This is a genomic window from Jeotgalicoccus huakuii (assembly GCF_036665975.1).
In the GTDB taxonomy this organism is placed as follows: domain Bacteria; phylum Bacillota; class Bacilli; order Staphylococcales; family Salinicoccaceae; genus Jeotgalicoccus; species Jeotgalicoccus marinus.
This window is the reverse complement of sequence record NZ_JAVIYN010000026.1, coordinates 1-22,665: the sequence shown is the minus strand read 5'-3', so window position 1 is coordinate 22,665 and position 22,665 is coordinate 1. Positions and strand designations below refer to the sequence as shown.

Genomic DNA, 22,665 nt, shown 5'->3' with positions numbered 1-22,665 from the left:
TTTTTATTTCTTCCATTTTAATTCTACTAGTGGGCGGGTCAATGTCACAACTGGCTTACTTGATAGCACGAGCACAATGAGCGCTGAGAAAATGACAAATATAAAGGTCTCATACCATCTGTCATACCAAAGCACATCGAATTCTCTAAGTGGCTGGATTATAAAGCCGTGTAAGAGATAGACATATAACGTATTTTGTCCAAGCCTAGTGAGGTACCCATAGTTTTTGTCTGGTATCCAAGTAATCATAAAAATAATAAGCAAGGTAGCAAGCACATAAATAATGAGTCTCATCAAGCTACCACTGATTTCAGCTTCCAACGAACGGTAAGCAATGGCGCCAGTTAACCAGTCCGTATCTAGAGATACATCGATATTTATCGAGCTGTATATAAACACAAAAAGTACAACTGCAAATATAAGCCCAATTACCTTTAAGCTCTTGGTTTTTAACATGGCTACATGTTCTTTATTCATATAATACCCGGCTAAAAAGAATGGGAAGAACACTATAGTTCTGGATAAACTTAACCCAAAACTTGATAGGTCCACATAGCCCACTGAAATGCCTATGAGGATCGTAAGCGGAATACCTACGTATACCGGAAAGCGTTTAAACATGATTAACAACATGTGCCAACTAAATAGACTGACTAAGAACCACATCGCCCATTGCGGTTTCAAAATGCCTACGTACACGTCCTCTCTACCTAAAAGGAGATACAATCCCGTGTAAATGACTTGAAAAATTAAATAAGGCAACAGTAAATTCTTAGCGAGCTTTAAAATGTATTTAGGTTCACCAATACCCTTAGCAAAAAAGCCTGCCAACAAGATAAACATTGGCATATGAAAAATATAAATAAAAGCATAAATTGAGTTAATAAGTTGTGAATCCGTCGCAAATGGTTGAATCATATGACCGAACACGACTAAGAAAATCAAAATTAATCTCGCATTATCAAAAAACGGTAGACGGTTCATAGTTCTCCTCCGTGCCAATAATTATCATTCCCAATATAGTAGGATAATTTACACGAAAATGAAAGTAAAATAAAAAAAAGAATCTTAAACTATTTAAGATTCTAATACTGCATTATTTTCTTTATCTTCCCGTTCTTTTTCCTGCTCTTGTTCTTCTAGTACAGTTCTTTCAACCGATTCTTGTAGCGTATCTTTTTGTAGATGTACAAAATCCATAAGTGCCGGCTGAAATTTTCTCATCATCCAACCCAATATCTTACCTACAAATAGCGCAGCTACAAATGTTCCGATACCTATAGATCCTAGTGTTTGAGTAAATATTAAACCAATAACGACAGCAACAATAACGTTCAACATATCACTGGTGACCTTAGCTTTGGAAAACTCTAGATTAAAACGATCACTAATCACATGTGTCAATTCATCATATGGCATTAAAGGGAACTTAGCATTGAAATAGCCGAGTAAGCCCAAAGCCACTAAGAATAGACTAACGAGAAGGAAAATAGTTTGTGTCACTAAATTTTCAGGGTTAGGCAATAGTTGGACTAAAAACAAGGTAAAGTCCATCATACCTCCAAATAAAAAGGCAATGATAAGTTGAACAATTGCTTCTCTAATATTTAGTCTTTTACTTAAAATAATTTGAGCAATGATAAATAATACGTTAGCGGCAACGGTCATTAAACCGATGGAAATTCCAGAAGAAAGTGTGAGTGCATAAGCAAGTGAAGACACAGGCGATACACCCATGTTTGCTTGAATTGAAAAACTGATGCCGAGGGAAAGGAAAAATAAACCTAATACATAAATGAATAAACGTTTTACTGTGACATTAATATGCGAAATAATTAATCCCCTTTCAAAATTTGTCCATTAAATATTATATCAAGGTTTGTGAATAATATATAAATATAATGAAGTCATATTAAAAATAATATGTTGGAGGGCTTATGGATTTTAGACAGCTATACTACTATAGAGAAATTATTCGAGAAGCAAGTATTTCTAAGGCAGCTGAAAAGTTACATATTGCTCAGCCACCCCTTAGTCAGCTATTAAAACATTTAGAAGATGAACTTGAAACAACACTGATTCACCGTTACCGACAAAAGTGGGAAGTCACTGAAGCGGGTCGTCTTTTATATGATTACGCAAATCAAATAATCGGCCAGTCTGATCAACTTAAAAAGAGAATTCATGAACTTGAGATGGGTCAAGGTGGAACCATTGAAATAGGCGTCTCATCCTCATGCTATAACTTATTAATCGACTATCTTCATAATTTCCGGTCACTCTATCCAAATGTTAAGATACTCATCCATTCCGGTGATTCTGAAACTTTAATTGAAAAACTTAAAGAAAAAGAAATAGACATTGCCATTGTCATGCGTCCTTCAATAACTGATGATTATGATGTTAAAATACTCGAGAGTGAGCCTAATATTTTAATCACTCCAGAAAGCTGGGCGAGTAGTTTACCAAAAGAACCAGAATTAAAAGACCTGGTCCACCTTCCTTTTATTATGCTCGGTGCAATGAAGGACTATACTTTTAGAAACGACTTACTCAAGTCATTCGCCCGTAGAGGAATCAAACCAGACATTGTCATGGAATGTAAAGACCTACCTATTTTAGTTTCTTTAGTTAGTCACGAACTCGGCATCTCTATTATTCCTGGTATGAATAAAAAATCCTTAGATACGGAACATCTAAAAATCTATAAATTACCTCAGTTAGAAGTGACTGTAGAACCTGTTTTTTTTAAACTAAAAGATATACCCATGTCTACAGCTGCGAATAACTTTTGGAACTTAGTAAACTAGTAAAAATGACCTGGTACCTCCTAAGTTTACAGATGAAATAAAAAAACTGTAGACTTATGAGGTTTTATTATGACTCGACATCGTAGTTTTGAAGAAAAAATTCGTATTATTGAATACTACTTGAAGCATGGTAGCCAGCAAGACACACAAAAAAATTTAATGTAAGCATCCAAAGTTTAAAAGATTGGATGAGATTATATCAAGAGAAGGGCCCTGAAGCTTTAAGGCATCAGCCCAAGCATCAGACATACACAAAAGCATTTAAGTCAATAGTGGTAGAAGAATATCTTAATCAATCCATTAGTTATAGAAGCTTAACATTCACAAAATTGACAAAAGATACGATTGTTTTGTAAGGTGTAAATAATCATACAGTTAAGGAGTACAGTAGTTCTAACTTACAATAATAGAGCCGGAAATGGTGTAGCAATTAAACTGGCAAGAAACCCTATATCTAAAAAAATCTATCCATACTGGATTACTTCCCAGTAGAAGTTGGTGAAGTTTATGAACACTTTTTTCTTAATTATAAGTACTCTTATTTTTATTTCTGCAATTGGTATGTTAATAGCATTAATCTCAGGAAATAAGGGGCTAACAAGAAAAATTTCTATATTATTTGTTATACTATGCTTCATTAATGTAGTAACTTATTTCATCATTCGATAATTAAGATTCAAAGAACCTCATTTTGGGGTTCTTTTTTTATAAAACCACATACATATAGAATGGAAATAACCATTACAGTATCATTTTCAAAAAGATTGGTACATAGCAACATGTATGAGCATCATTCCTATTCTTTTTTCTACTGCACGCTTTTCATTCGAGCATGTAGTGGTTTTAAGTTGTTTACAAACACGTCAAATCGCATCGAGTGAGATTGACAAGGTTGCGTAGCACACGGGGTGTTTAACCTTGCAATCAAAAACGATGATGCGATAGTGTTGGCAAGTCAAACAACGATCCACTACTTGCGAGAAAGGCGTGGAGTGAAACGAAACGATAAAAAAGACAGTCCGTAGATCAACGGACTATCTTTACCATGAGTTTATCATACGCAAATTTTTTAAAAAATAATGTTTATTTGTATATTTTCAGTCTAAACAATAAATGTAGATAATTTAAATAAGTGTGAAATTAAAGATGAAAAAGAAAAATTTGTTTAGTTTAGCTTTAATCGGAACACTTACTTTAAGTACTTTATCAACGCCATTAAGTATCTCTGCAACAGAAATTAATGAAGTACATAATTCTGGTACTAATAATAAAGTTGTAGAAACAAAACTTTTAACGAACCAACAATTATTCGATGAACTTGAAAAACAAGGTTTTGAACTTATTGATATTTTTACTGAAGAAGAAATTAAAACATACAAAGCACAAGATAAATTAAGAGCAGGTAACACAACTCTTAACATTCACGAAGATGGAAGTGCCACTCTGTACCTTTCTTCTGCTTATACTAAAACAATTTCTGGGTTGGGAGTAGGAGCTGGTAATATTATATGTGGACTAATCGGCACACTTGGTGGACCTGCTAGTATGGTTGCTGGCACAGGACTAGGTGGTTACCTAGGTCAAATTGCTACCTCTGATTTAGATACTACTAAAGGTATTTATATCAAATTTGACCGGCCGGAAATCAAACTGATGGATTTGTCCTTGCACCAAGTTCATGGGGATACCAATAATATGTTAGTATAAGGAGCCTAGATATGAGCTTTTTTCTTAGATTACTTTTATCAGGATTAATAGCATTCGTAGTTTCATTAATATTAATTAATATTAATTTATTTGATGGTTATGAGTATGCTAATCAATATAATGCTATTATTGTTGGTTTGACATCACTTGTTTTTGGTTACTTTATATTTAGAGGAATGAAAGAATAAAATAACAGCAAAATATATTAGTATCATCCAAGACAAATATATTAGATAACTTTCAATATACAATTAAAAGCCCCAATCTACTGGAATAGATTGGGGCTTCGGTATGCCATGTAAGCAACAATGTTTGATTAATTACATTATAATTCTTTCATCATAGTCTGTAAATATTACGACAATCTATAATAGTTCTGTTTAATTATTTGTTAGAATTAATCACTTTATAAATGATTGATCTAGACACGTCTTCCATTATTGTGATTTCGTCACCTGAATAGTTCTACTATTATATAGTGTTTCTACTTATATTATTTATGATAGAATATTTAAGGTCATCTAGTTTACTTCTGTGCTTATAGCATGGAAGGAGGTGACATCATGTGGCTAACTTTATTTGAGTTAATAATTGCACCAATTATTGTCGGTGCAATAATCTCTCTATTTAAATATTGGTTAGATAGAGATGAAAATAGCTAGATGACTTCCAATACACCATTAAAAATCCCCAATCTACTGCAATAGATTGGGGATTCGGTGTTTCATCATGTGGAAACTTTATTTGTTAAATTAATTATAGCATTCGTACAATCACTTGTAAATCAACACAGTCTACGCAATACACTTATTGACTTATGTATCTATTCTTTACTCTCATTAATCACTTTATAAATGGTAGATCTAGACACACCTACCATCTTTGCGATTTCTTCACCTGAATAGTTTCTACTATTATACAGTGATTTTATCATCTCTTTCTTTTGATCTGATATCCCAGGTCGTCCACCTACTCGTCCTCTAGCACGTGCTGAATCTAAACCTTTCTTTGTACGCTCACTTAATAAGTTTGCTTCTAGTTCTGCAAATGCACTCATCATCGTAAAGAACATTTTCCCCATCGCATCTTTAGTAGTAATATTCATATCTATAATTTGAAGGTCAATATTTTCATTTTCAAGATGTTGAGATAACTCAATTAATTGTTTTGTCGTGCGACCTAAGCGATCTAACTTAGTAATAACAAGTGTGTCACCCTCACGCATATAATCCAAACATTTATCGAGTTCTGTACGTCTGTATTTTTTACCACTGACTTTCTCTGAAAATATACGTTCACAACCATATTCTTTTAATACGTCAATTTGACTATCTAGTTTTTGATCTCTTGTACTAACTCTCGCATAACCTATTTTAGCCATAAAATTAATCCTTTCTTCCTTAATTTATATGTATTAAATGAATAATTGTCCAACTTCTATCTTTAAAATGTCTCTCAATGAGTTTATCATTGTCTATAAACTCTAATATTTTTATAATATATATACATAGTATAAAACACAAGAAAAAATACAAATTTCTTAATAAAAAAAGCCCTTTTTCATAAAGAGCTTTTTTGTTCTATAAACGGTCGTTATTTAAACTTCTTTTAAATAATTAGTGCTTTCCTTTGACTGAAACCTTCCTGTTCTGCAATGTCTTTAAATTACATTCGTTAATTCTATTATATAAACTTTACATATTAAACAGAGTTGAAGAATAATGAATATGGTCTTTTTTAATATGCCGAAAATTCTTGTGGGTCGATGAGCTATCTTCTTCTTCCTGATAGACATTAGTGACCACAAAAAAGCAACAGATTATTAATCTGCTGCTCCGTTTTACATCTATTATTGTTCATTCATTCTTTTTGCTTTTTTTTTGCTGCGTCTCGCTGCGACCCATACAAACACTGCAAAGATACCAAAGACTAAGATGGCCGAGTATAAGTATCCATTGTTAAATCCGGTTTCGTCAATCACTGAGTACAGTTCTGTTTCCTCTCTGTCCAGCACGACGATATACGAGTTGTCATATGGACGAATCATATCCCCAATCAGCATACCGCTGTATACTTTTCCTTCTTCTTTAGCGGACTGGTCGAACGTCACACTTTGTGTTTCTGTTGTGTTGTTAACGTTCAATATATAATCAACATCGTCCGTATAGTATCTGACTATATATTGGCCGTCTTCGTTCAGCAATGTTTCAGTTTCTGTTTCCGGTTCCTGCATTATCGCATGGTTTCTGTATACCACTGCGATATTCTCAAGGTACTCGACGACTTCTTTGTCACTTCTGAAGTTCATTTGAGGATGGATTTCTGGATAACTGTTACCGTTAAACGCAACTTCAGTACCGTATGTCATCGCACTTGGCCCCCGATAAGCGTACAGGTAATTCGCAAGCTGCTGTATTCTCGTGCCCGGGAACATGTTCTGTTCTGCGGCATGGTACGTGACTCGTTCAGAGAACCAGTGGTCTGCCATAATCAACTGCTCATCTTTAGGGAATTCAGGGATTTCTTTATCCAATCCGCCATAAGTATCCGCAAGATTCGCTCTGAAATTTTCTGATGCTACCGTATCGAAGCCTTCTGCAGATAATTCTGAAGTTGATAAAATTCCGTAAGTCTTAATATCTTCAGGTAAAAATTCAGAAGCATCCAGACCGTTCTGATTTATAAACATGCTGATACCGTCAATATTGTACGTATCGATAAAATTTTGAACCATTGCACGATATGTTTTCTGGTTGTCCGGATTTTGTAGATTAATAATTTCTCTGTCGATATCCTCATAGTAATCCGACTGGATATCGTTAAATACCGGTTCTTCAAGGGCAGTATAGTCGTCAGTCGCTACTGCAGGCATATCCACAACGACTTTTAAATCCAGTTCATGTGCTTCATCAATAAGTGCTTGAAAGTCTTCGGGACTCCCGTAAGCTTCTGACAGTGCACCGTAATCCGTCACGTCATAACCAAGATAATCATCTTCTGCGCGTTCCATTACCGGTGACAGCATCACCGTGTTAAAGCCCATATCTTTAATATATTCAAGATACGGTGAAACACCGTTGAAATCTCCGCCGTAAGGATTATAAGGGTCTCTGTCTGCAGTCACTCCGACGTCGTTGCTGCTGTTATTATTTAAAAAACGGTCAACAGTAATCATATAAATTCTGTCATATGTATTTTCCTCAGCTGATACAGTATTACTGCTGATAAGCGATACTGCTAATATCATGCTGATAAATGCTAATATTCTCTTCATCATTTTACCCTGCCCTTTATTTCATATAATAATAAGTATACTAAACTTCAATTCAATAATTTCCTGTTTCACTAATTGTTCATAAATTTTATTTTAACAGCTCAATTGTTGAATAATTAATATTAGATTTCAAAAAAGCTCCCCCTAAAGCAAACTACTTTAGGGGGAGCTTTTCAGTTCTCTATTAAATCCTAATACGACAGCCATACTGTAAAAGAACGCAACGGATATGGCTACACCGAGCAAAGGTCATCATGCCAGGTGCTCTGTTTATCAATTCATCGTTAATTACACTTTAAAATTAATGATATTGCAACACGTTAATTATTTTATAGATACAACAGTATGACACTATTATCAAATTTATTTTTTAATTTATTAATACTCGCACTGAGATCGATTGCAACGTTTTTATTTATTTCTTATCTTAATGATATTCAAACTTTCTTATTCTTGACTCGTACCTGCACCTTCACCAACCGTTATAGATTTTTTTGGCATTGTATGCATATCTCGGGCTGTTGTGTGGGCATAAATTTCATAAACACCGTCGGATTCAAAAGACACTTCTGCAGTGTAAGAGCCATCCCCATTGTTAGTGGATTCAACCATTGTTGTATCATCATCGTTTCCTTCTAACCAATATTCAAATTTGACTTCATCCGCATCTTCTATTTTTTCATCTCTATCGGTAACAATAGCTTTTAATTCCACTACTTCATCAACTTCAGCCTTTTCTGGGAGTTGAAATTCAACTTCGAGCATTGTAAGTTCATCTGTTTCCTGATTGCTTTCGTTCTCAGTTCCATTGTCACAGGCAGCTAAAAGTCCTATCATTAAAATTAACACTAAAGGTAAAATTTTCTTCATTTCTATAATTCCTTTCATTAAAAACATTGTGATCTTTTGATTCAGTATATTTAAAGGTATAAACGCATAAAGCTTGTTAGCAAGATTTAGCACATTAATTATCCTTACCCTCTGCAAATTAGTCCTCTGAATAGTTTAATACTGTACCAACTGCAACACCGATCAGTAAAGTTCCAATAGCTACTACCCTTATAATTAACACACATTTTTTGATCATATTTTCACTTTCTCAGTAGTATTATTAAAATTATATTTTTGATCTCGTCTACATTGAGCTGTAGAATATCATATATTTTCTATCTCATAACTAGAAGCCCTGGAAATCTCCAAAGTACGGTTGAAGCCAGATGATAATCTGAGTCAATCCATCAAAGTAAAGAAGAATACCCATCAATATCATGATGACTCCACCAACTTTCATGATCGTATTCGAGTATTTCAGCATCCAGCGTGTACGAGATACGAAAAAGCTCAATATAAAGAATGGAATTGCAAAGCCTAGACAGTAGACTATCATTAAAATTAGAGCACTGTTGGGTGTCGTTGCACTCATTGCAAAAATCGCACCGATAATCGGACCATTACACGGTGTCCATCCAGCACCAAATGCTGTACCTATCAAAATTGATCCCACAAATCCTGAAGGTTTGTTTTTGAAATGTACTTTCCTGTCTTTCATAAGAAAATCAAAATTTAGCACGCCAGTAATGACAAGTCCGAAGAAAATAATAAGTATGGAACCCAGTTGTCTGATTAGAGTCGCATGTTCAACCAAAAACCCACCTAAAAATGCTGTACCAAAACCTAATGCTATATAAAACAAGCTGAAGCCCAAAAGAAAGAATAGCGTGTGTAATATCGATCTTACATTAAATTTTTTATTTTCGACTTCGTTATAACTCATTCCTGTTATGTAAGAAATGAAAGCAGGAAAGACAGGAAGCACACAGGGAGAGATAAAACTCAGTACCCCGGCTCCAAATGCCAGTAAAAATGTTATTTCACCGTTCATAAAAAATACCTCGATTCATATTAAATACATAAATTATATCTAAATAATTCATGACATATTTTTAGGAGATTTTATTTTCAATTCTCTTGATACACTGTGCACGTCTTGTTATGGAAATGTACAGATGTCCTAAAAAATTCTCAATTTACGCATATGAATGAAGTCCTGCAACAATTAAGTTAATCGCAATTAAGTTAAAAAGTATCAGTATGAAACCTATCACTGCCAGCCATGCAGATTTTTCTCCTTCATATCCTCTATTCAATCTTAAATGTAAGAAAACAGTATAGAACATAAATGTTATAAAAGCCCAAGTTTCTTTAGGATCCCAACCCCAGAATCTACTCCAAGCTAGTTGTGCCCAAATTCCTGCAAAAAGTATACCACCGAGAGCAAATAATGGGAAACCGATTATTACTGAACGATATCCAACTTCATCCATTAAATTTAAGTCTGCTTTATTTGCAAGAGGCTTAACAAATGCCATCAATCGTTTTCTAAGTATCAGACGAAGTAATCCGTAAACGATGAGTCCTAGAATGATTGACCAAATTACCGTATTTAATGACTGCGAATTGATTACTGGTGGTAAATTAATTCCTGAATGGAAATGATCGACCTGCTCATACTGATTATCTCCAAGATATTCCACCGGTATTGCATCTGCATAGTTAACTAGGCTTGGAAGATAATATTCCGCAATAGTAGTTTCCCCGCGCTGATTATTATACATAAATTCATCACTGTAACCGACTGCGCCTTTCATGACAAGTGTCGTTCCAATATAAACCAGTACAATTACAAGACCGAACATAATCATTTCAAGCATGCGTGCTCTCCATGATTTCTCCTTTTCTGGAATGGCTTTAAGTAAATAAATCAAACCTGCAACAGCACTCATAGATAAAATACCGTATGAGATTGTAACAGTGATTACGTGTATCGCCAGCCAGTTACTCTGCAATGACGGAATTAATGGATTGACATCCGTTGAAAATAAACTGCCGTATGCAATTAACAATAGTGAAACAGGTATCGCAAATAATCCCAAAACTTTCGTTTTATAATAATGATATGTGATTAAATAACCTAAAATTATCATTATTGAAAAAGTTGCAATGAATTCATACATATTGGATACAGGTGCATGTCCTGTCGCCAGCCATCTTAATATGAAATAGCCGATTTGCATAATAAAAGCTATTATAATCATTATAATGGCAATATTTTCTGATTTTTTCTTCCTAGACTTAACGCTTAGAGCAAGTGGTATAAGTGATACTAATAAAATAAAGAATGCTGTGGTAATTAAACCATTACTTATTGATAACATTATTGATTCCATAATTATTTCTCCTCACCAGTGTTTACGTCTTCATTCTTTTCTAAGTCATCTCTATCAAGGATGGAAGAATATCCATTTTCTTCTAAAATGGGGTCGATATCTTTTTTCAATCCAAAATAGTTTTTATTTGTATGCGCACTGATACTAAATCCATCTTCCGTATTAATCCATATACGCCTGTGGTTAATGTAAGACCCAATAAAGAGACCGATTAAAAAGATTACAAAACCAGTTGCTATAAACGGCATAGTTAAATCCTTTTTCAGTGTCAGAACGGTAGCCCAATGGTTTTCATTTTCAACGAACTTCACATTATACTCATTATCTTCAGTGATATTAGTGGAATTCATAATTTGAATTAAACTCAATTCATTGGATTCGCCATTAGAAACTTCAAAAACAAATGCAGGGTTAGTTGCAATCGGAGTTTGTGATATTAAAGTACCATTTTCATCAATTTCTAAAAAGTCCGGTGCATAGGCACGCATACTTATTTCTATACCATCACCGATATCATAAGTTTTTTTTGGATTTTCCAATTCTATTGTAAATGGTTTGCCAACAACTTCATCGTTACTGTTTTCTAGCTGAAAAGTCATGGATTTCATCTGAGAATTATCATAGCTTGCTTGATATATTTCGTACTGATCAAAACGATATGGATGATTTACCCGTACACTATAATCATCAATTTTCTGTAAATCAGGTGTAGCACCGATTACATCCATGTTTTGATTTTCGTAAAAAGTAAAATCTGTCTGATAATTACTGACTACTGTTTCATTAGTACTTTGAAGTGCATCAGCAAGTACCGACCCATCTTCTTCATCATAAATATCAACTATAAATTGGTTGTTTTTAATATAATATTGCCCTTCCTCTACAGGTAATTGTACAGTCTCGCCCTCAAGAATATATATCAGTTCATCAACGTACATTCCCGGGAAGAATCTTAACATACTGCCGAATAACAAAATAATCAGTCCAGTATGGTTTATGTATGGTCCCCATCTTGAAAGTTTTCCTTTTTCCAACAGGTAATGATTTTGATCTTTTTTTACTTTATAACCTTTACTTTTTAAACCGTCTATAACATTTTTACTATTTTCTGTGTTTTCTTGATGTAAATTTAAACGCTGCCTTCTATAAAATGAAGAATGCTTTTTTGCACGTTGATTTTTTAAAGATTTAAACAATGGTATCCCTCTATCAATACTTGCTGCAATGAGAGATAAAGCAAGCATACCCATTAGTAAAATAAACCACCATGAAGAATATAAATTATGGAAACCAAGTTCAATGAATATTCTTCCTATAGTACCGTAATTTTCTGTATAGTACTGCTGCGGATCGGCACCTACTGGAATAAAGTATTCCTGTGGGAGTATAGTTCCTATAGATGATGCGATTGTGATTATTAATATAATCGATACTCCAACTTTTATTGAAGTAAAGAAAATCCAAATTTTATCAAAAATACTCTTGGAACGAGTTTTTGAACGGATTGCACTACCGTCATAACGCATAAGATCTTTTATTTTCTTTTTATCATAATCTTTATTAATCATTTTTCCACATGATTGACATAACTGAGTTCCTGAGGGATTAACATGATGACATGACTCACATTTTATCTTATTTAATTCCATTAAACTTCATCCTATTCCGAGATTGATTGTTCTATAAAGTTATTAATATCATCTGCAGATAGCTGATATTCTTGTTTTCCAACGACTATGCCGTTTTTGTTGATTGCAATAGTCGTCGGTAACGGACCAACTTGATAAGCTTTAGTTACATGTCTGTTACGATCTAATGCAATTGGAAAACTCATGTCTTCGTCCAAACTAGAGAAAAACTGATTGATTTGCTGTTCATCTTCAGATACATTTACTGCAATAATTTCATAATCATCATGGCCTTCGTTATAGATTTGATTCATTTCTGGCATTTCTTCACGGCAAGGTGCACACCATGTCCCCCAAAAGTTGAGAATTACACCTTTATCTGCATTAACTTCTGATAATTGTATTGTCTCACCGTTCAGTGTTTCAAGTTGAAAATCAATTGCATCATCCCCCACTTGAATTACTTTTGTTTCAGAAGTTAAGTTAAACCAAAGTGTGACAGCTAGTAATATGACAACACTTGATATAATACTTATTCTGAGTATTTTTCTTGTTTGTTTTTTCATATAGCTCATCCTCCGTAATGCATTTCCTTGGTCGAGTATATCATCCAAATAGAAGGACATATTGCCAACATTATGTCAATTAGTGCAATTATCATTTTTCATATAAATTTTATGAGTAAGTTTCGAGAGATGAGTAATAGAAGTTCTTCTTGTAAATCATTGAATGATACAATCAAGGTAAAATAAATTAGGAGGTATTTTTATGAAAGAAAGAAAAAAATCCAAAATTACTGTAATTGTTCTTCTCATTATGATAGTAATCTGTGCAGCTATCCTCATTTTTTTTATTATTCTAGCCTCAAATAATCTTGAAGAAAATCAGAGGAACACTACGGAATCACAACCTTTGATTGAAGAACAGATAAGTTCAAATGATATTCTCCTTTCAGTAACTACAGCTGAATTTAGTGATTTTATATGTCTAACGTGGAAAAATGGAGAGATATTAGCATATAAAATTACTTAATAATTATACTTGCACTGATACAGAAAAATGAGACAAAGAGGAGTGTGTCCCTTAAGGAAAATACTCCTCTTATATTGTAATAAAAGAGGAGTATTATACCTATTGAACTCCTAACATGATTGCCATATACACAGAAATAGACATCAATAAAGAGAATGATGTAGTAAAGAATACAGATTCTTTATATGTTGCGGTATAGACAGTTAATATTAAAAACAAGAAACCCATACCGAACAGTAAATAGTTTTCAACTCCAAGTGATAGAGTCATATTAAATCCACTATTCTGTACTGCATTTTGCATCTCATTTACAATATCTCCGTTATATAAAGCACTGAACAGTGGTGAAGCTCCCTCTGCCCTTACTAGATTATAAACTTGGTGTGGCGGCCAAGACTGGCCCATAAAAGCTGTCAATCCAAATACAATTAAAGCATAAAAACTTTCCATTCTCGCCCATATCAGAGGATTAAATGACTTTTCATGATATCTTTTTCTGAACATGATGCCATTAATCAAAGCAAATAACACAAGTGAAATAATAAATATGTGTTTCAGTAACAGAGTTTGTCCATAATTGGTAATCAGGCTGTTCTGGTATTCTTGAGTAATGGAGGCAGAAGGATCATCATAAGAGTCAATATCAATTTCCATAGTAAAATATCCTGTGACGATTGCTATGAACAGGCATGCAACAGCAACTGGTGTAAACCATTTTAGGAACTGTTTCCAGTTTCTTTTATCTTTTGAAAACCAACTAACTATGAAGAGTATACCTATCCATATTGTTACTGAAAGGAAATGCAGGGTCTGGAAGAGGAAGCCACTCCATTCAGTAATAGTCGATGCATGTGCAGACCTCGTATAGCCGAGCAGCATCAAAAAAACTAAAAATAACGCCCATATTTTCAAATGCATTTTTGTAGATAAATCTTTTGATTTCAATACAAATAGCAAAATAACAGTGATGATACTAATGAACACCCAAGCTTTGCCGATTTCAAAAGTCAATATAATATTTGTAAGAATCAACCAGAGATCCATATCATAAGCTAATATAATTGCAGTTTGTAAAACGGGGGCAAAAGCAGCTATAGGTATCAAAATTGATGATAAATATATTAGTTTTTTTGGTATGTATATAGCAGTTTTCTTATTTTCAGGAATCATAGATAGAATTAAAAAACCGATGAGAATTGAGAAACAAATGTAAAGCACGAATTCTGTTATGGAAGTCAAAATCATTCCCATCACTTCCTATTCTTTTTTTTTCTAATCCACATCCCACCAGCTAGTATTAAACCGATAGAAGCAAGAATTATAACTATTATCATGCCTAATGAAGACGTCTCATTCCCACTGGTATCTTGCTGATTTGCTGTAATGTTCGCATCGGGATTCTGCTTGTTGCTTTCAACTTCACTTACCTCATTATCGTTCTCTTTCACTTGATTACTAGAACTCAAAATAGAAAAGGAGTATTGTCCATCAATCGGGTGACCGTCTGCCCCTATTATATTCCAATTCACATCGTATACACCCGGTCTAAGTGATTCATCAAATGAAGCACTCATAACATTATTGTTTAAATCAACAGATGATGGTTGAATCTCTTGGCCATCTTCACTTCTGAGAGAAAGTGTACTTCCATTTTCAATCTTTGTACTGTAAGAAAGCTCCATAATTTTTATACCTTGTTCAAGTTGATCACCGTCTGCTGGGTCAGATTTCTCCAGAACAGAATGGCCATAAGCCGACCCAGGTAAAACAATGAAGAACATGGCGGTCATCACCAAAATAAAGCACGATTTTTTTAACATACACATCACCTTTTCCATTTGACTTTTTTTCATTTACGGAGTCATCGTACCAACAAATCAAGACTAAGAACATATCTTATATTCAATTGTACCTAAATCTCCATAGTTTTTTAGAATGAGAAAGATATTAAAATCAATACTTGAATGAGAAAGTGATAAAGTGTATATTATATTCAAATACATATTTTAATGAGAGGTTGAATAATATGAGTAGTAAAGATACTTGTGAAACTTTTTGCTATGACGAAGAAAAGGTCAATCGAATACAAAATGATTTACAAAACGTTGATATTTCTGGTGTTGCTCAGCTGCTAAAAGCCATCGCAGACGAGAACAGAGCTAAAATTACGTATGTTTTATGCAAAGAAGATGAATTATGTGTCTGTGATATCGCCAACATCATAGACGCTTCAATCGCAAATACTTCTCATCATCTCCGAACGCTTAATAAGCAAGGCATCCTCAAGTTTAGAAAAGAAGGTAAGCTTGCTTTCTATTCACTGGACGATAATCATATTAGACAAATATTAATGATTGCACTGGCTCATAAAGAAGAAGTGAAGGTGATGGCCAATGTCTAAACAACAATCAGCATTAATAGGTGAAGAGAAAAGTACATATCGAGTTCAGGGTTTTTCGTGTGCGAATTGCGCAGGAAAGTTTGAAAAAAACGTCAAAAACCTGCCGAATGTGCAGGACGCAAAGGTGAATTTTGGTGCTTCTAAAATTTCAGTTTTTGGTGAGGCGAGTGTCCAAGAACTCGAGAAAGCGGGTGCTTTTGAAAACCTTAAAGTGCTACCGGAGAAATCAAAACGACGAGCACCAGAAATCACTCAAGATAAAAACGTGTATCATGTGAATGGTTTCTCATGTGCCAACTGCGCGGGTAAGTTTGAAAAAAACGTCAAAAATCTGCCGAACGTACAGGATGCAAAGGTAAATTTTGGGGCATCTAAAATTTCAGTCTTTGGTGAGGCGAGTGTCGAAGAACTCGAGAAAGCGGGTGCTTTTGAAAATTTAGAAGTAGTCCCTGAAAAACCTTTTAAATCTTCTGCTGTAGAAAATACGAAAAAAGAAGAGAGAATTCCATTTTATAAGAAACATAGTACCCTACTTTACTCAGCACTGTTTATGGCACTTGGTTTTCTGTCCATGGCTGTCAACGGGAATGAGAATATAGTTACAGCATTACTTTTTATTACCTCGATGATTGTCGGGGGCGCAACAATGATGAAAACTGGACTTCAGAATCTCGTCCGGCTTGATTTTGATATGAGAACATTGATGACAATTGCCGTCATTGGTGGCGTGTTAATAGGAGAATGGGCAGAAGTTTCAATCGTTGTCATCCTCTTTGCACTGAGTGAATCATTAGAACGTTTCTCTATGGAACGGGCAAGAAAGTCCATTACTTCATTGATGGATATTGCGCCAAATGAAGCGTTGATTAAACGTAATAATCAAGAAATGACGGTGCATGTCGATAACATTGCCGTCGGTGATATTATGATTGTCAAACCCGGTCAGAAAATTGCGATGGATGGTGTGATTGTCGATGGTTCTTCATCTATTAATCAAGCAGCAATTACTGGCGAATCTTTACCTGTAGAAAAATATAAAGATGATGAAGTATTTGCAGGGACAATGAACGAAGAAGGGTTTCTTGAAGTAGAAATTACTAAACTCGTTGAAGATACGACGATTTCTAAAATCATTCACCTAGTTGAAGAAGCACAAGGTGAACGGGCACCTGCACAAGCGTTCGTAGATAAATTTGCGAAGTATTACACACCTGCAATAGTCGCCTTAGCCGCACTTGTTGTTGTTGTTCCCCCGTTATTCTTTGGAGCAAGTTGGGATACTTGGATCTACCAAGGTCTAGCAGTACTTGTCGTCGGTTGTCCTTGTGCACTTGTGATTTCCACACCAATATCTATCGTATCCGCGATTGGTAATGCAGCTAAGAAAGGTGTGCTCACCAAAGGCGGTATACATTTAGAAGAAATTGGCGCATTAAAAGCAATTGCATTTGATAAGACAGGCACATTAACTAAAGGTGTACCGGTTGTGACTGATTTTGAGATAATTAATGACCAAACGGATAAACACAACATGCTGTCTATTATTACTGCACTAGAATACCGTTCACAGCACCCACTCGCTTCTGCAATTATGAAAAAAGCAAAAGATGAAAATGTTTCTTATGCTAATGTGCCTGTAGAAGATTTTTCCTCTATTATGGGACAGGGCATTACCGGAAAAATAGACGGAATATCATATTACATTGGAAACTCAAGACTGTTTACAGAGTTATCCAGAAATAATTTTACTAAAAGAATTGAAAGTACAGTGAAAACTCTTCAACAACAGGGAAAAACTGTCATGTTGGCAGGAACGAAGAATGGTATTCAAGCCATCATAGCAGTGGCAGATGAAGTCCGTGAAACCAGTCAAGATGCCATTCGCAAACTACATCAAGCAGGTATTGAAAAGACGATTATGCTGACGGGTGATAACGAGAGTACTGCGAATGCGATTGGTGAACAAGTCGGTGTCACTGATGTAAGGTCAGAACTGATGCCTCAAGATAAACTTGACGTCATCAAACAACTAAAATCCAAGTTTAATCGAGTGGCAATGGTCGGAGACGGTGTCAATGACGCACCTGCTTTGGCAGCTTCCACAGTCGGCATCGCTATGGGTGGAGCCGGCACGGATGCAGCACTTGAAACAGCCGATGTTGCGCTGATGGGAGACGATCTGAATAAACTGCCTTTCACAATTAAACTGAGCCGTAAAACGTTGAATATTATTAAAGCGAACATTGCTTTTGCAATAGGTATCAAAATCATTGCGCTCCTTCTAGTAATACCGGGTTGGCTGACTCTTTGGATTGCGATCCTTTCAGATATGGGTGCAACCGTGCTCGTCGCATTAAATAGTATGAGACTGATGAGAGTTAAAGAAGATGAATAAATTCTTTAACAGACATTTTTTCTTTGATGCAATAAAGAGCAATTACTACTAAACAGATTCGAGAAAGGACATTCTCTTAACTGAAAAGTCCTTTCTCATGAATACTGGAGGAAGAAAATGATAACAACAATATTTACAGCAGCTGCAGTCTATATAGCGACAGGCATTGATTATCTTGTGATTTTAATCATTTTATTTTCACAAATAAAAAAAGGTCAATCAAAACATATATGGATTGGCCAGTATTTAGGAACAGCAATTATTATCGCAGTGAGCCTTTTAGTGGCCCTCGGCGTTTCATGGTTAGTCCCTGAGCAGTGGGTGTTGGGTCTGCTTGGACTGATTCCCCTTTATCTGGGCATTAGGATTTGGGTCAAAGGAGGAGAAGAGGGAGAAGAAAGTGATATTTTATCTCTATTTTCTTCTGATCGATTTAATCAGCTATATTTAACAGTCGCCTTTATCGTGCTTGCTTCCAGCGCAGATGACTTTTCGATCTATATCCCTTACTTCACTGCATTAGATGCGATGGGTATTCTGATTGCTATTATTGTCTTTTTAATTATGGTCGGGGTTTTATGCTATGTCAGTTATCGCCTGGCATCTATAGATTTTGTATCAGAAAAAATTGAAAAATATGAACGTTGGATTGTACCCATTGTCTTTATAGGGTTAGGCATTTATATCATGTATGAAAATGGCACATTCAATGCATTATTATCGAATTTTTAAATACCTATTAAATAGCGCTTTTAAAGAGTAGAGAAAAAGACCTAAAGTACAAAATATAATCAAAAGCGACACATTAGAGTTGGAAGCTGCCCGAAATGAGAGATTGAACGCTAAAAGATAGATGACGACGCCAGAGATGAACTATTCCTATAATCAGCAAAAAGTGACCCTAAATATAACTATTATTGAAAAGACGAATAAACACCGGAATCAGATTATGATTCCGGTGTTTATTGTTTTCTTTATGTTTAATGTGCATGGCCGTGATGTTGTCCTGTCTCTGATTCGAATTCTATATCGCAGATGACTTCATCACCATGCTCGTGATCCTTACATTCTATCTGTATCGTGACGTGGCCAATATTATTCTGCTCAAGTTCATCTTCAATCTTGTGAAGCAGCATTTGAGATTCGTGCACTGTCATCCTGCCATCCACTACAACATGGGCGGACAAAGCATTCATACCGCTTGTAATGGTCCATGCATGGAGGTCGTGGATGCCTTTAACCTCATCAAATCTTTTAATGGTGGATATGACATCTTTAAGGTCTACATTCACCGGGGCCCCTTCCATCAAGACATGGAGCGAGTCTTTTGTCACACGCCAGCCGCTGATCAGAATGAGCATCGCGACAATCACACTCGCAAGCGGATCGGCGATGCCCCAGTCAAAGAATATCATCAGTAATGCCGCAATGATGGCACCGACTGAACCAAGCAGGTCGCCAATCACATGCAGGAATGCCGCCCTAATATTCAGATTATCTTGTGTATTACCACTGCGATGCAACATGAATGCAACAATAATATTTACGATTAACCCGACAATCGCAATGCCGAGCATGCCAAATGATGCCACTTCGGGCGGATTTTGAAATCTTCCGATGGCTTCATAAAATATGAAACCTGAAATCAATATCAAAGTCACACCATTAAAAACTGCTGCCAGTATTTCAAAACGTTTGTATCCGTACGTCTTACTGTAATTTGCCACTCTTTCACCGAGCGTCAGTGCAACAACAGCCACTCCGAGTGATATGGAATCACTTAACATATGCCCCGCATCAGCGAGCAGTGCCAGACTGTTGGTTAAAAATCCACCGAAAGCTTCAACAATCATAAAGAATGTAATAATAATAAACGCTATAACCAATGTTTTTTTATTCGTATCATGTGCATGATTGTCACTCATCTCTTTAACCTCCCGAAATCATTTTTAGTCGTGTCTCGTGTGGCTGATCATCTGATCTAACATTAACATCACGTGTTTATCATCGTGTGAATAATATATTGTCGTGCCTTCTCTTCTGGATTTGACCAGCCTTAAATTTTTCAATGTCTTCAGCTGATGGGATACTGTTGACTGCTTGATATCAAGTGTTTCAGATATATCTCCGACCGAATGTTCATCATTAAATAAGTAAGCTAGAATTCTGATTCTTGTCGGGTCACCGAGTGCTTTGAATGTCTGTGACACCGAATCAATTATTTTACCATCCAGCTCTTTATAATCCATAAGCTCACCTCCTATGGTACTTTCGTCTATATATCTATATATTAACATATATCAATATATAGACACATGCATTATGACTGGATAAATAAATTTTGCCAACCACATTAGAACATAATAGAAATTTGCCAAATCATATCAAGTTTAAACGATATGATTTTGGCAGTTTGCGTTACTTGGTAGGTATTTAATAACATCGTCAATATTTAGTAATAATTCTTTGATTTTATCATTACGCAATTGGTAATAGATATACTTTCCTTCTTGGCGACCACTAATTAAACCGCATCCTTTTAAACATGCAATATGTTGTGAAACGCTAGATTGGCTTGTATCAACAGCAGTTAATATTTGACTGACACTTCTCTCTTTTTCAATAAGATAATATAAAATTTCTATACGTGTTTTATGAGAAAATCCGTGTAGAAATTCTACTTTTTTATCAATAGTGGCCATTTTCATTTACGTTCCTTTCTTTTTACATTAGAAGATATTAATATGTTGTGATATATTCATATTAGATTTAATTAATATGAAAATCAAATCTAGATTTTTTATTTTTATAAGAGGTGCATAATGGTTAAGAAAATTTTTTTTATTGCAACAGCATTTATTGGATTGATTATACTATTGGTTATAATGAATTATTCAGGACATCCTTATGAGGATGAACAAGTCTTTGACAACACTCCAGAGATTGAAGGGCAACCTACGACTGGTGAAACGGATGCACCATTAACAATTGTAGAATTTGGAGACTTTATGTGTCCCGCTTGTTATGCATGGGGAGAAGAGATTTATCCTCAAATTCAAAAAGATTTTATTGATAAAGGTGAAGCACAATTCACTTATATCAATACACCTTTTCATGGCATGCCATCTGAAACAGGTGCATTGGCTGCAGAATCTGTATTTTCCAAAGCTCCAGAAGATTACTGGGACTTCCACCATGGATTATTTGATGAACAAGATAGTGAAAATCATCATTCTAATTGGCTAACAGATGAAGTGATTTCTGACATGGTAGAGACGCATACTTCACTGAATGCGGATGATGTACTGAGTGACATTAAAGATGAAGCACATCGAGCGGAAATTGATTATGATGAACAAATGATTTCAGAATATGGAGTTGGACTTACACCGACAATATTTATCAATAATGTTAAGATTCAAGATCCTTTCGATTATGATGAAATCAAAGAAACAATCGATAATGAGTTGGATAATTAATTATGGAGAATAAAAACACATTATTATTTTATGCTGCGTGGATTGTTTCAATTGTTGCAACATTAGGTAGTTTATACTTTAGTGAAATCAGAGGTTTTATCCCTTGTGAAATGTGTTGGTATCAAAGAATACTAATGTATCCATTAATTTTGTTCTTAGGTATTTCGGTCTTCCGTGGTGATTTTTATTTAAAATGGTACATACTTCCAATATCTATTTTGGGAATAGTGACAGCATCAATACATTATATGGAGCAAAAAATTCCAGGTTTTGGTGGTATTAAACCTTGTTTAGATGGTGTGCCATGCAATATTGAATACATCAACTATTTTGGATTTGTGACAATACCATTTATGTCATTGATTGCTTTCATACTGATTACATTATTTTTACTTTTCAGTAGAAAAGAGAGATTAAATTAATTGCTAACACTATATAAAATTCCTAATAAGGTATTACTTTTTCGGATAAATAGTATTTTTCAGGAATAACGTTAAAGGTTTAATTTCTCAATATTTAAATGAGAAATTAGGCCTTTTTAAATTCACTTATAATAAATAAATTTAAAATAATCAAAGGAAATTTAATGTCCTCTTAGAGTAGGCTCTAAATAGACATTACAGGAGTATTGATTTCACCAGTTGGCAATTTAAACGCTATTTTGGGCAGTATGAATCGTCTACACTTGATTGGACAACTCCTATGAGGGAGC

At 34.8% G+C, this 22,665-nt stretch carries 24 protein-coding genes; 10 read left to right on the top strand and 14 right to left on the bottom strand.

Annotation, left to right across the window (positions count from 1 at the left end; genetic code table 11):
- Positions 1-3: 3 nt before the first annotated feature.
- Entirely contained in the window at positions 4-984 is a 981-nt protein-coding gene (locus tag V6E76_RS11220) for an acyltransferase family protein (protein ID WP_247352918.1), read from the bottom strand.
- A gap of 93 nt (positions 985-1,077) precedes the next feature.
- Positions 1,078-1,833 carry a DUF6198 family protein gene (locus V6E76_RS11215; protein ID WP_247352928.1) on the bottom strand — a complete coding sequence of 252 codons (756 nt, stop codon included), beginning with the start codon at positions 1,831-1,833 and terminating at the stop codon, positions 1,078-1,080.
- 104 nt (positions 1,834-1,937) lie between these two features.
- On the opposite strand from V6E76_RS11215, the gene V6E76_RS11210 reads away from it, so the two are divergent.
- From V6E76_RS11210 to V6E76_RS11195, 4 genes are all read left to right on the top strand, one after another.
- A complete protein-coding gene (locus V6E76_RS11210; RefSeq protein WP_247352915.1) occupies positions 1,938-2,810 on the top strand; it encodes a LysR family transcriptional regulator in 873 nt (290 codons plus the stop codon).
- 188 nt (positions 2,811-2,998) lie between these two features.
- A complete protein-coding gene (locus V6E76_RS11205) occupies positions 2,999-3,166 on the top strand; it encodes a hypothetical protein (protein WP_499797813.1) in 168 nt (55 codons plus the stop codon).
- Between the two features lie 790 nt (positions 3,167-3,956).
- Positions 3,957-4,517, top strand: coding sequence for a hypothetical protein (locus V6E76_RS11200; RefSeq protein ID WP_247352913.1), 561 nt, complete (start codon positions 3,957-3,959; stop codon positions 4,515-4,517).
- Between the two features lie 563 nt (positions 4,518-5,080).
- Entirely contained in the window at positions 5,081-5,179 is a 99-nt protein-coding gene (locus tag V6E76_RS11195; RefSeq protein WP_247352911.1) for a type I toxin-antitoxin system Fst family toxin, read from the top strand.
- 161 nt (positions 5,180-5,340) lie between these two features.
- Here the strand turns inward: V6E76_RS11195 and V6E76_RS11190 are convergent, their stop codons facing one another.
- From V6E76_RS11190 to V6E76_RS11160, 7 genes are all read right to left on the bottom strand, one after another.
- On the bottom strand, positions 5,341-5,898 hold the full coding sequence (locus tag V6E76_RS11190) for a recombinase family protein (RefSeq protein WP_247352909.1): 558 nt from the start codon (positions 5,896-5,898) through the stop codon (positions 5,341-5,343).
- Positions 5,899-6,366: 468 nt separating this feature from the next.
- A complete protein-coding gene (locus V6E76_RS11185) occupies positions 6,367-7,791 on the bottom strand; it encodes an alpha-amylase family glycosyl hydrolase (protein WP_247352907.1) in 1,425 nt (474 codons plus the stop codon).
- Between the two features lie 447 nt (positions 7,792-8,238).
- The gene (locus V6E76_RS11180; RefSeq protein ID WP_247352904.1) at positions 8,239-8,661 is read right to left on the bottom strand and encodes a FixH family protein; all 423 of its coding nucleotides are present in this window, start codon (positions 8,659-8,661) and stop codon (positions 8,239-8,241) included.
- A 307-nt stretch (positions 8,662-8,968) separates the two neighbouring features.
- Entirely contained in the window at positions 8,969-9,673 is a 705-nt protein-coding gene (locus V6E76_RS11175) for a cytochrome c biogenesis CcdA family protein (RefSeq protein WP_247352902.1), read from the bottom strand.
- Positions 9,674-9,818: 145 nt separating this feature from the next.
- A complete protein-coding gene (ccsB, locus tag V6E76_RS11170) occupies positions 9,819-11,006 on the bottom strand; it encodes a c-type cytochrome biogenesis protein CcsB (protein WP_247352921.1) in 1,188 nt (395 codons plus the stop codon).
- A 14-nt stretch (positions 11,007-11,020) separates the two neighbouring features.
- Positions 11,021-12,586, bottom strand: coding sequence for a cytochrome c biogenesis protein ResB (gene resB / locus V6E76_RS11165; RefSeq protein WP_499797812.1), 1,566 nt, complete (start codon positions 12,584-12,586; stop codon positions 11,021-11,023).
- Between the two features lie 92 nt (positions 12,587-12,678).
- The gene (locus V6E76_RS11160) at positions 12,679-13,212 is read right to left on the bottom strand and encodes a redoxin domain-containing protein (protein ID WP_247352898.1); all 534 of its coding nucleotides are present in this window, start codon (positions 13,210-13,212) and stop codon (positions 12,679-12,681) included.
- A gap of 202 nt (positions 13,213-13,414) precedes the next feature.
- Here V6E76_RS11160 and V6E76_RS11155 point away from each other — a divergent pair, with 202 nt between their 5' ends.
- Positions 13,415-13,678, top strand: a complete 264-nt coding sequence (locus V6E76_RS11155) for a hypothetical protein (RefSeq protein WP_247352894.1) — start codon at positions 13,415-13,417, stop codon at positions 13,676-13,678.
- A gap of 99 nt (positions 13,679-13,777) precedes the next feature.
- On the opposite strand, the gene V6E76_RS11150 is transcribed toward V6E76_RS11155, so the two are convergent.
- Together V6E76_RS11150 and V6E76_RS11145 are read right to left on the bottom strand one after the other, a co-directional pair.
- Positions 13,778-14,896 (bottom strand): CopD family protein, encoded by a 1,119-nt coding sequence (locus V6E76_RS11150; RefSeq protein WP_247352891.1) that lies wholly within the window; start codon positions 14,894-14,896, stop codon positions 13,778-13,780.
- Positions 14,897-14,928: 32 nt separating this feature from the next.
- Complete coding sequence (locus V6E76_RS11145; protein ID WP_247352889.1) at positions 14,929-15,531, bottom strand: copper resistance CopC family protein; 603 nt, start codon at positions 15,529-15,531, stop codon at positions 14,929-14,931.
- A 173-nt stretch (positions 15,532-15,704) separates the two neighbouring features.
- Between V6E76_RS11145 and V6E76_RS11140 the strand changes: the two genes are divergently transcribed.
- From V6E76_RS11140 to V6E76_RS11130, 3 genes are all read left to right on the top strand, one after another.
- Positions 15,705-16,079: an ArsR/SmtB family transcription factor gene (locus V6E76_RS11140; RefSeq protein ID WP_247352887.1), complete on the top strand. Its 375-nt coding sequence runs from the start codon at positions 15,705-15,707 to the stop codon at positions 16,077-16,079.
- A complete protein-coding gene (locus tag V6E76_RS11135; protein ID WP_247352885.1) occupies positions 16,072-18,474 on the top strand; it encodes a heavy metal translocating P-type ATPase in 2,403 nt (800 codons plus the stop codon). Before V6E76_RS11140 ends, V6E76_RS11135 begins: the two co-directional genes overlap by 8 nt.
- A 117-nt stretch (positions 18,475-18,591) precedes the next feature.
- Positions 18,592-19,206, top strand: a complete 615-nt coding sequence (locus V6E76_RS11130; RefSeq protein WP_247352883.1) for a CadD family cadmium resistance transporter — start codon at positions 18,592-18,594, stop codon at positions 19,204-19,206.
- 248 nt (positions 19,207-19,454) lie between these two features.
- Here V6E76_RS11130 and V6E76_RS11125 read toward each other — a convergent pair whose 3' ends face one another.
- The 3 genes from V6E76_RS11125 to V6E76_RS11115 form a co-directional block, all read right to left on the bottom strand.
- Positions 19,455-20,399 carry a cation diffusion facilitator family transporter gene (locus tag V6E76_RS11125; protein WP_247352881.1) on the bottom strand — a complete coding sequence of 315 codons (945 nt, stop codon included), beginning with the start codon at positions 20,397-20,399 and terminating at the stop codon, positions 19,455-19,457.
- Between the two features lie 24 nt (positions 20,400-20,423).
- The gene (locus V6E76_RS11120) at positions 20,424-20,723 is read right to left on the bottom strand and encodes an ArsR/SmtB family transcription factor (protein ID WP_247352878.1); all 300 of its coding nucleotides are present in this window, start codon (positions 20,721-20,723) and stop codon (positions 20,424-20,426) included.
- A 141-nt stretch (positions 20,724-20,864) separates the two neighbouring features.
- A complete protein-coding gene (locus V6E76_RS11115) occupies positions 20,865-21,182 on the bottom strand; it encodes an ArsR/SmtB family transcription factor (protein ID WP_247352876.1) in 318 nt (105 codons plus the stop codon).
- 114 nt (positions 21,183-21,296) lie between these two features.
- On the opposite strand from V6E76_RS11115, the gene V6E76_RS11110 reads away from it, so the two are divergent.
- Together V6E76_RS11110 and V6E76_RS11105 are read left to right on the top strand one after the other, a co-directional pair.
- The gene (locus V6E76_RS11110) at positions 21,297-21,953 is read left to right on the top strand and encodes a DsbA family protein (protein WP_247352875.1); all 657 of its coding nucleotides are present in this window, start codon (positions 21,297-21,299) and stop codon (positions 21,951-21,953) included.
- A 2-nt stretch (positions 21,954-21,955) separates the two neighbouring features.
- Positions 21,956-22,375, top strand: coding sequence for a disulfide oxidoreductase (locus tag V6E76_RS11105; protein WP_247352872.1), 420 nt, complete (start codon positions 21,956-21,958; stop codon positions 22,373-22,375).
- The last annotated feature ends 290 nt before the right edge of the window (positions 22,376-22,665 follow it).